Below are 14954 nucleotides of genomic sequence, written 5' to 3' on the forward strand. Positions count from 1 at the left end.
TCGCCGGACCAGTGAGGTGGGAATTTTTTAACGATCCATATAGTTTATATATGTATATGGAGGCTTGAGTCAATGCCCTTCCTGCTAGCTTGGGTCCAAACTCGATGCGAGGGCCGCCCGGACGAAGCGGACAGGGGCGTGACCGACGGCGCGTCGGAACAAATCAAATGTGCAAAGTGCAAGAAAAGCAGGGTTGATGTAAGCATGCCAAATCTTCAGATTCTCGCAAAAGAAGCGCTTAATAAATTTTGGACCGGAGAAAGCAATTGGAGCGATTTTTCTCGTTGGGTAGTTGCGCTGCCAAGGGGCACTCTTGAGACAAAGTTCCAAGATTGGCTCGACGATTTGCGTTCATGCGATGACGATATTAACGCCGAACTTGAGGCGTTAGACATGGGTTGGAGTAACGAGAAAATATCGCTTATCGCTGCTGGAAAAGCGAGGCCAACAGAAGAAGAACTGTACGCAGGGGAATTTACGTTCTCCAACATTGATTTTGACGTTCTTGTTTGGGTTCCTCTGAAATCAGGGGAGATGGTCGTTGGCTGGGCCGCCATCAGGGAATGGGGCTGCGGCAAAGAGCACGAGTATGAATTGATTGCGGTTTCGGAGTCTGAGGATGAAGTTACCAAGCGTGTCAACGAAGCTTTTATTTACGATGGCTCACCTTAAGCGTTCAGTTGAGCATTGAATTGAAACTCCAAACTTTTGTCTTTGGCAGGCAGAAGCTGAGCTTTTGACCACCGTATCAGAATGGCGCGACTCAGAAATCCGGCAGGTTCTTGCGGAGTTCGTCGTGGATGTGTTCCTTCGCGAGATGGGCGTAGTGCTTCTCGGTAATGCGAATGTCGGCGTGGCCGAGAAGTTTCGAGACGGTCAGGAGCGGGACGCCGCGTTTGACGAGGTGGCTCGCAAAAGTATCGCGCAATTCCTTGAAGGTAACGGGAGGGTCGATCTCCGCCGCTTCGCATGCGCGCTTCATCGGGCGGGTCTGGTCTGACGGCATCCATTGTTCGCCGGACGCCTTGGTGAACAGGAAGTCCTTCCGTTTTTTCCCGACCATCAGCTCGCGCAAGAAGGCGCGCCCGGCTTCAGTCAGGGGAATGACCTGCGGCTTGCCGTTCTTGGTAACTCTGGCCTTGACCGTGCTTGCATCCAGGTCCACGTCGCCTGCAATCATATGCCGCAGGCTGCCGTATCTGCATCCCGTCATCAGCGCGCCGCGGATGAGGTTCCGGAAATCCGGTTCCGCGGCTGCCTGTAGATCCTGGCACTCCATGAGTTCGAGGTAGCGATCGGAAGCGCCATCGACGGCGCCGAATGGCGTCAGGGCGTCGCGCCAGGCCGCATCGCTCGCGAGCCAAGAGGTCTTGCGGCCGTAATTCAGGGCGGCGCGGAGCGGCGTTATGATCCGATTCACGCGCGCCTGCCGCTTGCGCCGCACCTCGGCGTCCATTGGTGTTGCGGCCGAGGCTTCCGCTGGCTTGGCCCGTTTCGGGGGCTTTTTCGTCGCGCCGACCGGCAGGCCGGTTCGCGTTAGGCGCGGCGCTTCCACCAGGTTCAGTTTGAAGGCTTTCAAGAGGCTCGCGTTCAGGTCCTTCAAACGGAGGTGGCCGAGCGCGGGCCGAATGTGACGGTCCAGGATGCTGTTCAGGTTGCCGAGATCGCGCCCCGGCTCCTGCTTGCGGCGGGCGGCGCCGCTCTTGTAGCCATCGACATAATGATCGAGCAGGGCGTCGACCGACTTCTTCTCGGATTTGGGCGCAACCCCGGATATGCGGCGCGCGTCGGCGTGGGCGAGCATCTCCTGAGCTTTCTTCGCGGCCTGGTCGAAGGAGAAGGTTCCGGCGTCGTTGGCCCTGGCGCCGTTGTCGTCGGCTCGGCCAATCCTGCTCTTCGTGTAGGCTTTCTTCGTTGGGTCCCAGATCCGGGCGATCCAGGCGCCGCCATGCTTGCCGCGCCGGTAGCCGAGCGCGATTCCTTGGGCGATGTCCCGGTAATAAGGCTCGCCCCGAACAGGCAAATTGGAACGAATCGACGGAGTCCGAATGTCAAATTCGCCTGTGTTACGAGCCATTTGCGCCTCAAAAAATGGGTAACTTTTGAGAAGAATACGTCCCCGAATGCCACCGGACGTCGACGGATGATAATTTATAGCGATATTAGAAATCAATATGTTAGATCGTCCGTGGACGTTCGCTGACGTCCGGAAAATGAGAAAAAAGCGGTTTTAACGCCCTCTCACGGCGAAAACAGGGGTTCGAGTCCCCTAGGGAGCGCCAATAAATTCAATTAGTTAGATAGCGAATTGGGAGCGAGGCGCGCGTCCGTGCCCAACTTCTGCCCAATAAGCGTCGGCGAATTCACGCGAACGCTCGCGTCCTCCGCGCACATAAAGACGCGGTTGCGTCCGTCCAACGAATAGCCGAGATTGCGTATGCCTCGACCTCCTATGTCGAGCGCCAGAACCTGACGATGCGGATGCACATGCGCCGCTTCACCCGCTTGACGAACGGCTTTTCCAAGAAGGTCGAAAATCACGCCTACGCCGTCGCGCTTCACATGATGTATTACAATTTCGTCCGCATTCACTCGAAGCTGCGCATGTCGCCTGCAATGGCCGCTGGCGTTTCTGATCGTCTCTGGGAAGTGAAAGACATTGTTGCGCTGATCGAAGCCGAAGAGGCGAAGGCTGACCGGAAGCGCGCGACTTATAAAAAAAGCATCACTACCCCAATTGGTCGGCGGACTGCCAGCTCCTCGGTCGCTGGCGCATTGTCGAAGCCGACATTTGGGATCGAGACCATCTCGATCTCTGTGGACCGGCGACCATCACGATCAGCGCCGAAGGACGCGGTGAAATCGCCTTCGGCGCAATAGAAGCCGGCCTTGAAATCGCCTATGGCCGAACCTCCATCGACTTCACCTGGATCGGCTTCGACGTGGGCGACGACGTATCAGGAGAAGGCTCAGCAGAATTGCTCGACGATGGCTCGATCGAGATCGAGTTTGCCTATCACAATGGTGACGAAGCCGTGCTCAAAGCCAAACGCGAGCCTTTTTCAGCGGCCTGCTAATGCGGCAACCATCGCTGGTGCGGGGACGCTAGTCGTGAAAGCCCGATTGTGAAATCCCGCAAGTGAGGGCCGCTGACGGCGGGAAGCGGGAATAGCGCGAAGGACCGGTCCCGAGAAAACACCGGTCAATGGCTGAAGGGCAAGGTTGCGCCAGAACCGGACGGCCGAAGGCGCTTCGTCCTGAGAATTAGTTCTCTTTGAAGCGGCCCCTCACTTCGGTTCAAAGGTAAGTCTGGTCGATATCGACCGTCGACTCGACGCCGATCCTGGAAAGGTTTTTCCCGAGCCAGTCGCCCGCGCACCGCCTGCCCTCGTCACGCAGATAGGTGATGAAGTCCCAGTCCGCGTTATATTTGCTGACCGCGTTCAGGCGATTCATCAATTCGTCATTCGAGACGCTGTGGATCAGAACCTGTTTGATCGACCGGTCGCTAATTCGATTTTCAGTAACTAGTTTGGTCACGAAGCTCACGGCGCGCATTTCCCGCATCAGTGAAGAATTGAAGCTGACTTCATTGATGCGGTTCAAGATCTCATCCGCGGTGTAGGGCACGTCGCTGCGCGCCAGCGGGTTCAGATGCACGATGAGAATGTCGGCGCTCTGGCATTTGTAGATCAGCGGGAAAAGCGGCGGATTTCCCATATAGCCGCCATCCCAATAGGCCTCGCCGTCGATCTCGACCGCCTGAAACATCGTGGGAAGGCACGCTGAAGCCAGCACCGCCGATACCGATATTTCGTCCTTTTCGAAGACCTTGATCTTTCCCGTGCGAACATTGGTTGCAGACAGGAATAGCTTGACCGGACAATCCCGCCCTTTCAGCACGTCAAAGTCGATCGACTGTTCCACTGCATCCTTGAGTGGATTAAAATTCATCGGGTTGAACTGATAGGGAGACAATAAGCGCGTCATGAAACCAAGGATCGCAAACGCCGGCGACGAGCTCAATGAGAAGTCCTTCAGCATCCAATCCATTGGGCTAGGCTGAAGAGGGCCGAGGCGGGCGGCATCGCTGATGCGCCGCCAAAATGAGGCAAGCGCCTCGCGGGCTCCTTCTCGGCCGCCAATCGCAAGTCCATAGGCGAGGACCGCTCCATTCATCGCCCCGGCGCTGGTCGCGCTGATCCCCTCGAAAGTGAGACTTTCCTCATCCAAAAGGCGGTCGAGCACGCCCCAGGTGAAGCCTCCGTGCGCGCCGCCACCTTGGAGAGCCAAATTTATGGCTTTCGCTGCGGGCTTTGAACGGGGCTTTTTCACTGCTTCCCGTATCGAATCAACAGCCATAGTCTCTACCCCGCCGCATTGCCGAATGAAGTTTCGTTCTGGGCGCCACGCATTTGCCCGGCGCCAGAAATTTCCCGTCATGCTGGCCTGACCGCGTAGGCTCTGGCGGCGTCAATAATTCGAAATGCTTTTTAAACCGACGCCGAGGCGCCAACGCTTTTCAGCATCGCGTCGAGACCGCCTCCCGCCTTGATTACCTTGGTGAATTCGCGCGACTCGCCTGGCGGCCCGACAAAAACGGCGCCAACCAGTTGGCCGTCGCGCGCGTTGAGCCGCCACCAGGCTTTGTCGTCCTGCTGAGCGGTGAAGGTCTCGTCGTCGTTCTGCGGATCGACGCGGCCATAGCTCCGCAAATCGATGCCGTCGCACTTGAGCTGCAACAGCAGGTTCGGAACAACATAAGGTTTAGCGGCGCCGAGGATCGCGGCCGCCGCGGTCGCCGCCTGAGCCGAGCCGACCGGCCATAGCCCGCCCATGGCGCCGGGGAATTCCGCGACGTCGCCGACCGCGTAAATCTCGGGGTCCGAGGTCCGCATGAAGGCGTCGACCTTAACGCCCCGCCCGACTTCGAGCTCGCAGCCGCGTGCGAGTTCCGCGTTTGAGACGGCGCCGACGCTGGCGATGAACAGGTCGCCTGGAATCTCCTCCCCGCTTGCAAGCCGGAGCGAGCGCAGGGTTTCCTCTCCCACAAAGCTGTCGATCACAGCGTTGGTCACAATCCGGACGCCGATGGCTTCGAGATATTGGGTCAGTTTCATCGCGCCGATCTCGTCGAGTTGGCGATCCATCAACCGGCCCGAACGCTGCAGGATGGTCACGTCGAGGCCTAGGTGATGCAGCGCGTCGGCGGCTTCGATGCCGAGAACGCCTCCGCCGATCACCACGGCTTTGCGAACCTGATGGCCCTGGACCCGCGCGCGAATCGCCAGCGCGTCATTGGCGGTGCGCAGCACGAAGGCGTTGGGATATTTGTCGTAATCCGCACCCGGCGAGGCGGCGCGCGCGCCGGTGGCGAGAATGAGACGGTCATAGGCGAGCGGCTCGCCGGCGCCCAGTACGACCTTCTTCGCGCCGCGGTCGATCCGCGTCGCCTTGGTGTTGCGCCAGACTTCGATGCGGTTGGCCTCGTACCATTCGTCGGGCAGCAACGCGAGGCCGTCCAGCCCCGAACGGCCATAAATGGCGCGTCCGATCGCCATGCGATTATAGAAATGGTGCGGCTCGTCGGTCACGACCGCAATTTCGACCGAGGCGCTCGCGCGCCGCAGGGCTTCGACCACGCCCAGGCCCGCCACGCCATTGCCGATCACCACCACCTTGCCCAGCCCCAACGCCTTGGCCGGATCGAGCGCGGGCTTGGCCACAGCGGCCACCGGCTTGTCCTTGGCCTTGCGCGTATCGACGTCGATCACCACCGGCCCGGAAACCTGGCACATGCAGGCCAAACGCGCCTTGCCTTCCAGACCAAGGCGTCGCAGCGTCGTCAATTCGTCGTCGCCCGGCGGCGACAGATTGCCTTCGCCCTCGCAGACCGCGACGGCGTCCGCGCCACACATGCCTGCGCGGCAGCCGAAATTGATTTTGACCCGCGCCGCTTCGAGCGCATCCAGGAGCGTCTGGTCCGGCGCGACGGGGAAGGAGGCGCCGGAGCTTTGCTCGACCACCATGGCGGCCGTGGAGCTCGCGAGACGTTCGCGCAGGCTCGCCCGGCTCTGGTCGACGTGAACCTGATCGGCGGATTTCGACGCTTCGCGAAAAACCTTTTCGTTGCGCCAACCTTGCACGGACAGCGCGGCGGCAAGGACGAGGCCGAGCGACCGGCTCGCCTCCGTGAGCGCGGCGGGCGGCGCGACCTGCGCCAGCTGGCCGACCGTCTTCACCACGATTGGCCCGGCGAAATAATAAAACGCGATAATCGCGAGGCCCGCGAACAGATTGGCGGCCCGGAACGGATTGAGCGTGAAGAAATTGACGACGATCTGGTAGAGCCCGACGGAGGCGCAGGTCGCCGCGAGCAAAATTAGGAAATGCCAGGGCTCGCCATAGGACGGCGCCGGTCCTTGCAGGAAATAGCCGAGGATCATGCCCGGCATCATCGCCATGAAGAAACGGCGCTGTCCGGCATAGCGCGGATCGTCATCATACATGTCGCCGAAGATCGCCGCGCGCGGGTTGAAGTCGTAACAATTCTTCTGGCAGCCGAGGCAGGTCGGGCAATAGCCGTTGCGCACCATCACCAGTGGGGCCTGGCCGTAATCGCGCTGGATCGGGCCGAGCGGGCAGAAGGTGCCGCACCAGCCGCTGCGGCCCTTGTAGATCCATCCTCCAACGAAAGCAGCGGCGAGGACCGCGAGAACGCCCAGGGCGACGGCGGGTCCGTCGCGATTGAGATCCGGGACGCGCATCGCGACGGCAAGAAAAAAAACGCCGACCGCGATGGAAAAGGCGGCGGTCTGCAGGCCCTCCGGCAGCGTGTTCTCGTGCGAAAAGCCCGAGGCGCGCGGCATCTGGTTCAGGAAAGCCATGGGGCAGACCTGCCGCCACAACCCCGGCGCGATGATCAGCAGCGCCGGCACGACCGGAATGATGAGGCCCCAAAACAACAACAGACCGAGGTCGGGCGTGAACCACAGGATCGCGGCGACGGCGAAAGTGATTGCGAGCGTCGCGAAACGCAGGACATGCCAAAGGATCGCGGGAACGCGAGGCTCGATCTTGCTGTAATTGTCGAAAATTTTGCTCGCGGATACTGCTGCCATCGCGCGGGGCTCCATCGCAGAGCGCGCCCCCCGGGGGCGCTGGGATATTCAGGTCAAGTCGCGGAGAAGGATCAGACGGAAAGATTGAGGCGGCGGATACGCTGGCTCAGCACCCGGCCGAGGTCCATCAACAGCTTGTGGGCGATGCGCGGATGCCAGGCGGCGAGCTGTTCGAAACGGTCCTGATGAAGGGCCAGAACTTCGACGGCCGATTCAGCGATGACATGGGCCGAACGCGGCGCGCCGTCGAAAAAGGACATTTCTCCGAAAACCGAGCCCTCGCCGATGGCCGCCAACCGGCGTCGACCCCCAGGCCCGTCCACGACGACCTCCACATCGCCCGAGGCGATAAGATAGAGCGTGCGGTCTCGCTCCCCGGCGGTGAGAATCTGCGCGCCCTTATGGAAGCTGCGCCGCTCCATCAGGCCGAGAAAGCTCGTCCATTCGGAATCGGTGAGATCGCCAAGGATTCGGCCCTCGGCACCGACGACATCGGCCTGAGGATCTTCATAATTGAACAGATTCAGCGCCATTGAAGCCGTCTTCTATCATGGCTGGAAAGTCGGGACGCTCGACCGCGTCCGGCGAAACTCATATTGAGGCGGTCGAAAGCTTTACATTATGTCTGCGCTATTGCGGGATAATGACCGAGCCTTTCATGCGGCGTCAAGGCGGGGGACGCATTTGCACAAAAGACGGAAAACCTGGTCGTGTTTTTATCGCCTCGTCGTGGTCTTCAACCTGGCCGCGACCGCGGCGCTCGGTCTGAGCCGGCCCGATTTTCTGGCGGATCTCCGCAATAGCGTGTTCGACCGCTTCCAGCGGCTCGATCCCGCAGGTTTCGATCCGGATTCGCCGGTGCGCGTCGCCGCCATCGACGAACGGAGCCTGGGCGCGCTCGGGCAATGGCCCTGGCCGAGGACGCGCCTCGCGGAGCTGACCGACAGGCTGCGCGAGATGGGCGCGGCCGCGGTCGCCTTCGACGTCGTTTTCGCCGAGCCGGACCGGCTCAACCCGGATTCGCTTGCCGCGCTTCTGCCGAATGACACGGAGACGCAAGCGCTGGCTGAGAAGCTCGCGCGGACGCCGAGCAATGATTCCCGCTTCGCCACCGCGCTCGCCAAGGCGCCGAGCGTTCTCGGGCTGAGCTTTCTTTCGGCCGTCGGGAGCGCGCCGCCCGCCGCGCCCCGAATGCCCCCCAAGGCCGGATTCGCCATGGCTGGCGACGATTCCGCGGCCTTCTTTCCGGCTTTTGCGGGAATCGCAGCTCCGTTGCCCACGCTGGCCGACGCCGCAGCCGGACTTGGCGCGATCAACTGGATTCCGGACCACGATCAGGTGGTGCGGCGCGTTCCGCTAGTCGCGCGACTCGGCGACCATTTGTTTCCGGCGCTTTCGCTCGAAGCTTTGCGCCTCGCGTCGGGCGCCTCGACCATCGTCGTCCGTGGCTCCAACGCCAGCGGCCAAAGCGATTTCGGCGCGCGGACCGGCGTCAATGCGATCAAAATTGGCGATCTCACGATCCCGACAGACGGCCAGGGCGCGATCCGGCCGCGCTTTTCGCTCTCGGACCCGCGCCGGATGATTTCGATCGCGGCGCTGCTGCGCGGCGAAGTGGCGGAAGACGAGATCAAGGGGCGGATCGTCCTCGTCGGCCCGACGGCTGCGGGTCTCGGAGACATCAAGGCGACGCCACTCGAAGCCGCGGCGCCCGGCGTCGAAATTCACGCCCAGATCCTCGAACAGATGCTTTCCGGCGCATTGCTGGCGCGGCCCGACTGGAGTCCCGGCGCGGAGCTTGTCGCCGCGCTGCTGCTGACCCTGCTGATGGCCCTCATTTTGCCGGCGCTGTCGCCTCTCGCCGGCGGCGCCGCCGGCGCGCTGATTGTCGCCGGCCTTTTTGGCGGGGCCTTCATGGCTTTTTCGAAATCGGGCCTGCTGCTCGATCCGGCGCAGCCTTCGCTCTCCGTCTCGTGGCAAACTCTGACTGGCCTGTTGGCGCTGTGGCGCGCCGAGATCGCGTCGCGTCGGCATATTCAAACCGCCTTCGGCAAATATCTCTCCCCTGTCGTGGTGGAGCGTCTGGCGGAACAGCCCGAGCGCCTCGCGCTGGGCGGCGAGACGCGGGAGCTGACGGTGATGTTCGCCGACCTGCGGGATTTCACGAAATTGTCGGAAGGGCTCGACGCCCAGGAGGTGACGCGGCTGATGAACGCCTTTCTGACGCCGATGACGGAAGCCATCCTCGCCGCCGAGGGCACGATCGACAAATATATCGGGGACGCCATCATGGCCTTCTGGAATGCGCCGCTCGACGTCGCCGACCACCCGCGGCTCGCTGTCGCAGCGGCGCTCGCCATGCGCAGCGCACTGGAAGCGCTCAATCGCGCGCGTCAAGAAAATGCAGGCGGCGATGTCCTGCCCTTGCGGATGGGAATCGGCCTCAATCTCGGCCCTTGCAGCGTCGGCAACATGGGCTCCGCAAGACGGTTCGACTATTCGGCGCTGGGCGACAACGTCAATCTCGCCTCTCGTCTCGAAGGCGCAAGCAAAGCCTATGGCGTGGACATCATCGCGGCGCAGGCCGTCGCGGAGCGCGCCCCTGACGCCGCATGGCTCGACCTCGGCGGCCTCGCCGTAAAGGGCCGCGCCGCGCCGACCCGCGTCCTGGCTTTGGCCGGCGACGCCGCTCTCGCCGCGACCGAGGCGTTCCAGGCCTGGCGCCGCGCGCATACAGACATGCTCTCGGCCTATCATGCCGTGGACTTTGCACGCGCAGCGCGGATTGCCGAGACGCTCGAAGCGTCCGCCGCGCCGGATTGGCGGGCGCTGTATCGCGTTTTCAAGACGCGATTCACGGCTTTGGCGGAGGAGGAACGCTCCGAAGCGCCGGCCGCCCTGCTCGCGCTTGACGCCAAATAGACGCATTCCTGCAACATCGCGGGGTTTTGACGCCGGCCCGCGTGGGCAAAGCGTGCGCGCTGCCTTATAGTCGCTGCAACGACGATCCCTTCCAGGACCTATCATGTCCCTAGCCTTACGGACCCTGCCTGCCGCGCTTTCCTGCGCGCTCGCGCTTTCCTGCGCGCGGGCGGAGGATCGCATCGGCGCGACGGCCCTCGCCAATAATGATGTCGCCCAAATCAGCGCGGGCGCGGTCCAGCCCCTTCGCGTCAACGATTCCGTCTTCCGCGACGAGACTGTGCGCACCGGCCCGGACAGTTCGGCAAAATTCGTGTTCGTTGACGCCACAAATCTGGCGCTGGGCCCCGTTTCCACGGTCAAGCTCGACCGTTTCGTCTTCAACGACCAAACCAGCTATTCCCAGGCGGCGGTGAACCTGGCCAAGGGCGCTTTCCGTTTCAGTTCCGGCAATTCACCCAAGGATTCCTACGAGATTCGTACTGGAAACGCGACAATCGGCGTGCGCGGCACGATCCTGGACATCCACGCCCAGCCCGGACGCACCGTTGTCACGCTCGTCGAGGGCGGCGCGGCGGTTTGTCCGCGCGCTTATTTCGACGGCGATCCGCGCCGGCTCAACTCGCGTCAATTGAAGACTTATCATTGCGGCGAACTGGTTCGCCCCGGCGACACCATTGTCGTCACCTCGGCCGGAACTCAGCCAAGCCAGAAGCCATTCTCCTTTGCCGACGCCGCCTGTGGCCCCGATCCCGAGCTTTGCCGCCGCGACCGTTATGCTGGAATGAGCGCGCCCGGCGCCACGCCGGCCGGCCGGCTCTGCGGACACTGATCGCGGCCAGCTTTGGTCAAAGCACGTTCGTCAAAAAGAATAGCGCAGATCGACGCCGCCATGGATCGTCGCGCCCACGGGCTCAGCGCCGAGCGTTCCATCCGCAAAAACATCCGCCACAAGTCCTTGTGCGACTCGATAACCGACCCGCAGGCCATATTCGGCCCAGGTATAGTCATTGCCCCTGGTCTGGATATTGCCGTAGCCTAGGATGGAGCCGCGCAAGCCGCTCTGCGATCCGAAGGATTGCGCCAGGGCTAGGTTGATCTGGCTTTCAAGATTGGGAACGAAAAGATGCGTCCATTGCGCGCCGAAGCGCGCGACATTGATCGCGTCCATTCCCGGCGAGATCGTCGCCGGCGAGCTGTTGTTCACGCTGGATTCGACAAAGCCCCCGGCGTTCTGCCACACGCGCGAAAGGCCGCCATAGACCGAGCTTTCATCGACGGGCGACCAGCGCATCACCCAGCCGGCCTTGCCGAATATGTCATAGGAGTCGGCATTGGACGCGCCCCGGCCCTGGCGCATGGCGACGCCATCGAAATAGCCGCGCCTGTAGCTGACATTCTGCCAGGGCGAGGCGGCGGCGCCGATTTCGGCGAAGGGCCGCGACGCGCCCCATTCGGTCTTGTCGTAGCGAAGGGCGGCGAGGAAGATCGGCGAGCTGGTCACTTCGACCTCGCCGCTGTGATATTGGGCTATGGCCGCGCCGCCGAGCAGCGCCAAATCATCATTGATCGCATAGCGGCCATGCACGCCGCCGCTGAGCGAGCCCACCGAGCCGAAGGCGCTGACGCAATTGGTGCAATTGATCTGTTCGTTGAAGCCGTCGAGGACGCTGGCGAGCACCTGATAGGTCACGAGGGCGCCGAACCGGTCATTGGCCTGCGTCTGGAACGAATTCTGCGCCGCCTGCCGGGTCAGGCCATTAAAGGCCAGATAGACGTCGTTGGCGTCATAGGCCAGCACGGGCAAAAGCGAGCCGAGGCCCGCGACCGTCAGGCCGGAAAAGGCGCCTGTCACCCCGCCCGCGGCGGAAAGGATCGTGTAGCGCGAGCCGATGGTCGGCGCGCCGCCGCTCCAGAGCGCCGCGACCGTTCCCCCGACGCTCGCCGACCCGGTCGTCGTCAGCAAGCTCGATCCGGCGGGCGAAAAGGTGACCGAAAAGATCGAACCCGGCGCCAAGAACACATTGCCGGTCGCATGCAGCGTTCCAAAAGGCTGCGCCGCATTGCCGGGCGCCAGCATGCCCCCCGCAAGGACATCGATCGCGCCGACCGCGCCGACGCCACGCAGCGTTGCGCCGGCATAGACCGTGGCCGGAGAGACGATAGAGCCGTCGACCTCCAGCAGGCCCTGAGAGACGAGGGTCGCGCCCGTATAGGTGCTCGCGCCGGTCAGGATCAGCGCGCCCGAGCCAATCTTTGTCAGGCTGCTGGCGCCGGAAATGCTGTTGGAGAGGGTGATCGCGCCGGCGCCGGTGTCGATGGTTGGATCGGTCACGCCTGTGAAATGGATCGGATTGGCGAGCGTCATGCTGGCGACGGAAAAGGCCAAGGTCGTGCCGTCGTCCAACGAAACCGGCCCGCTGCCGAGCGCGGTGGCGGAGCCGACGACAATTGTGCCGCCAAGCAGATTGACGCCGCCCGAAAAACTGTTCGCGCCGTTCAGGGCTAGCGTTCCGGCGCCCTGCTTGGTCAGGATCAGGCGGCCCGACCCATCGGTCAGCACTCCGTCAAAGGCGAAGGAAGCTCCGGTTCCGCCGACGATCAACTGCGAAGCGACGCGCCCTCCCCCCGAAATCGTTCCCACGCCTTCGATTGCCGCAAGCGTCAACGCATGACCGCCGAGGTTCAAGAAGGCGCCGCTGTCGACGGTGACCGTCGTCGTTGGGTTGAGCACGTTGTTAACGCCCATCGCCAGCGTCCCGGCCCGGACTTCCGTCGGGCCGGAAAAAGTCGCGACGGCGTTGAGCGCCAGCGTTCCGGCGCCATCCTTGACCAATGACCCCGTCGCCGCGCCATCAACGATCGCCGAACCGACCGAGCCGTTGAAACCGTTGGTGTCAATGATTCCCTGGCCGTTGAGCGAAAAGGACGTCGGCGTGATCGAGAGGCCCCCGGCCATGAGGAGCAATCGTGCGCCGTTTTCGAGCCCGAAGCTGCCGGCGCCGGCGGCCGTCGCATCGTTGATCGCCAGCGTTCCCGAAGAAACCAGCGTGCCGCCCGTATAAGTCTTGGCGCCATCGAGATAAAGCGTCCCCAGGCCGCTCATGCGCAAGCCGCCGGCGCCGGTGACGTCGCTGTTGACGGTCAGGGTCGTGCCCGCGTCGGGCGCGAAATTGGCATAGCCGCAGGCTCCTGGTGCTGCGCAGCCGAGTGAGAAAACGCCGGCGAAGCCGCCGTTGATGTCGGCGACGGAGCGCAGCGTCGCGCCGGGCGCAAGGCTCGCCAGCGTCGCTACGGACGGCGCTCCGAGATCCTGGGCGACGGAAATGACGAGTGTTCCCTGCTGAATCTGGATCCCGCCGCCGAACAGATTTCCTGCGGCGGACTCAAGATAAAGCGATCCGGCCCCAGTCTTGATCAGACCGCCGTCGGTCGCGAGCGGGCTGCCCGGCGGCTGATAACCGAGGATGGTCGATGCGATGTGGATGTCGCCGCCACTGGTGTCGACCGTTGCGGACGCCTTGGCGGCGAGGCCGATGAGCATCTGGTTGACGATCGTGACCGGCGCGCCGCCGGTCGAGGCGAGAACGGCGTTGCTGACGGCGACAGTCCCGCCGCCGAGGGTGGCGCCGCTGTTGATCGCCAGCGTTCCACCGGTGACCGCAGTCGTGATTGGGCCGATGCTCGCGGCGATCGGAACGGGACCCGGATAAGTGAACCCCGTGTCGCCCGCCTGCGTTTCTGTCCCGGTCAAGGTCAACACGCCCGCGCCGACCTTGACGACCCCGAAGGAACCGAGCCCGTCAGCCATGGTTCCCGCGAAGGTCGAGCTGCCGCCATTGATCCCAATGGTCAGGACTGAAGGCAGACGACCGTTATTGGTGACGCTCGTAAAGCCACTGAGCGTGTCGACGGAAAGATCCGCGCCGGCGAGATTGAGCGTTTGCGCTGCGGCCGGCCCGAAATTAGCGACGGCGACGCCTGCGGCCGCGAAGGCGGCCCGCCGGACGAAAGATTGGATTTGGCGCCTGTGCATCGGTCGAGCCGGCTCGTTGAAGGGGCTGGCGGGTTCCCGGCATGATTGCGCGAGCGCCCTGCGCTCCGTCAAGCCCATGCCGTGCAAGAGCTTGGGAAATAACGCCCCTTCGCCAAATTCGGCGCCTTCATGTTGCCGGGGAAGCACATCACTTATTTGCGGCGAGCAGAACAGCGAGGCCGAAATCGGTAAGGTGATGGATCGCCTGGTCAATGCCCAGCAACCACCAGAACCAGGCGTCCCGCCCGGTCAGGCGAAAGGTCGCCACGCAATAGCCCTTGGCGCGGTCGGCGCAGAGGTGAATGGCGAAATCGACCAAGCCGAGGAACCAGAATCGCGGCGCCAGCACGAGAAGCCCAAGCGTCGTCACGACGCCATGGATGGCGCAATGGACCAGCAGCGGCTTGGCCCAGCCTTTCGGCGCATCCTTGCCGAGCGCCATCCAGCGCGTTTGCAACAGGAAATCGCACAGCACATGCTTGCCGGTCAGGACCAGCATCCAAAAGACCAGCGCGCCGAGAGGAATCGACAGATCAGCCGAAAATATCGTCATGCTCTCGACAGGATTGGCGTTGAGGGAGCGTCGCCGCGCGTTCCATTGGCGACGCGCTCAAACGAGATAGCATGGCGACCGAAGCTCCTTCAATCGCCGATGCCTTATCGCGCCGCATCCCGAGGCGACAGTGCTATCTTGGAGATTTGCGGTCGCGGATTCGGGCGAATGAATTTCCGCTTTCCTTCGCGTTGAGACCTTTTTGCGGCGAACGGCGAATGTCGCCAAGGGGTCACGAGCGCTGGTTCATTTTGCCCTCGGCACGTCCGCTGAGTGTGCGATAGCCGCCTGCGGGACCTTCATGTCATAAGACCGCAATGAG

10 protein-coding genes, 1 tRNA gene and 1 pseudogene are annotated in these 14954 nt (G+C 62.7%); 6 read left to right on the forward strand and 6 right to left on the reverse strand.

The genetic code is table 11. From position 1 onward, the window contains the following. The first annotated feature begins 138 nt into the window (after window positions 1–138). The gene (locus QM467_RS15950; RefSeq protein WP_283367333.1) at window positions 139–672 is read left to right on the forward strand and encodes a hypothetical protein; all 534 of its coding nucleotides are present in this window, start codon (window positions 139–141) and stop codon (window positions 670–672) included. Between the two features lie 91 nt (window positions 673–763). On the opposite strand, the gene QM467_RS15955 is transcribed toward QM467_RS15950, so the two are convergent. Further along, on the reverse strand, window positions 764–2173 hold the full coding sequence (locus QM467_RS15955) for a tyrosine-type recombinase/integrase (RefSeq protein WP_283367334.1): 1410 nt from the start codon (window positions 2171–2173) through the stop codon (window positions 764–766). Between the two features lie 45 nt (window positions 2174–2218). Between QM467_RS15955 and QM467_RS15960 the strand changes: the two genes are divergently transcribed. From QM467_RS15960 to QM467_RS15970, 3 genes and pseudogenes are all read left to right on the forward strand, one after another. Then, window positions 2219–2282 (forward strand) — tRNA-Glu (locus QM467_RS15960). Between the two features lie 160 nt (window positions 2283–2442). Beyond that, a pseudogene (locus tag QM467_RS15965) lies at window positions 2443–2880 on the forward strand (hypothetical protein); the annotation flags it as partial. A gap of 62 nt (window positions 2881–2942) precedes the next feature. Beyond that, a complete protein-coding gene (locus QM467_RS15970) occupies window positions 2943–3077 on the forward strand; it encodes a hypothetical protein (protein WP_283367335.1) in 135 nt (44 codons plus the stop codon). Window positions 3078–3297: 220 nt separating this feature from the next. On the opposite strand, the gene QM467_RS15975 is transcribed toward QM467_RS15970, so the two are convergent. The 3 genes from QM467_RS15975 to QM467_RS15985 form a co-directional block, all read right to left on the reverse strand. Beyond that, window positions 3298–4362: a patatin-like phospholipase family protein gene (locus QM467_RS15975; RefSeq protein ID WP_283367336.1), complete on the reverse strand. Its 1065-nt coding sequence runs from the start codon at window positions 4360–4362 to the stop codon at window positions 3298–3300. Window positions 4363–4493: 131 nt separating this feature from the next. Next, the gene (locus QM467_RS15980) at window positions 4494–7121 is read right to left on the reverse strand and encodes an FAD-dependent oxidoreductase (protein ID WP_283367337.1); all 2628 of its coding nucleotides are present in this window, start codon (window positions 7119–7121) and stop codon (window positions 4494–4496) included. A gap of 71 nt (window positions 7122–7192) precedes the next feature. Continuing rightward, complete coding sequence (locus tag QM467_RS15985) at window positions 7193–7654, reverse strand: Crp/Fnr family transcriptional regulator (RefSeq protein ID WP_283367338.1); 462 nt, start codon at window positions 7652–7654, stop codon at window positions 7193–7195. A 151-nt stretch (window positions 7655–7805) separates the two neighbouring features. Between QM467_RS15985 and QM467_RS15990 the strand changes: the two genes are divergently transcribed. Both QM467_RS15990 and QM467_RS15995 read left to right on the forward strand, forming a co-directional pair. Beyond that, on the forward strand, window positions 7806–10043 hold the full coding sequence (locus QM467_RS15990; protein WP_283367339.1) for a CHASE2 domain-containing protein: 2238 nt from the start codon (window positions 7806–7808) through the stop codon (window positions 10041–10043). 103 nt (window positions 10044–10146) lie between these two features. Then, a complete protein-coding gene (locus tag QM467_RS15995; RefSeq protein WP_283367340.1) occupies window positions 10147–10875 on the forward strand; it encodes a FecR family protein in 729 nt (242 codons plus the stop codon). A gap of 30 nt (window positions 10876–10905) precedes the next feature. On the opposite strand, the gene QM467_RS16000 is transcribed toward QM467_RS15995, so the two are convergent. Next, window positions 10906–14079 (reverse strand): autotransporter-associated beta strand repeat-containing protein, encoded by a 3174-nt coding sequence (locus QM467_RS16000; RefSeq protein WP_283367341.1) that lies wholly within the window; start codon window positions 14077–14079, stop codon window positions 10906–10908. Between the two features lie 148 nt (window positions 14080–14227). Further along, window positions 14228–14632, reverse strand: a complete 405-nt coding sequence (locus tag QM467_RS16005) for a DUF3307 domain-containing protein (protein WP_283367342.1) — start codon at window positions 14630–14632, stop codon at window positions 14228–14230. Window positions 14633–14954: the final 322 nt, after the last annotated feature.

The sequence above is a fragment of the Rhodoblastus sp. 17X3 genome (genome assembly GCF_030056575.1).
Lineage (GTDB): Bacteria > Pseudomonadota > Alphaproteobacteria > Rhizobiales > Beijerinckiaceae > Rhodoblastus.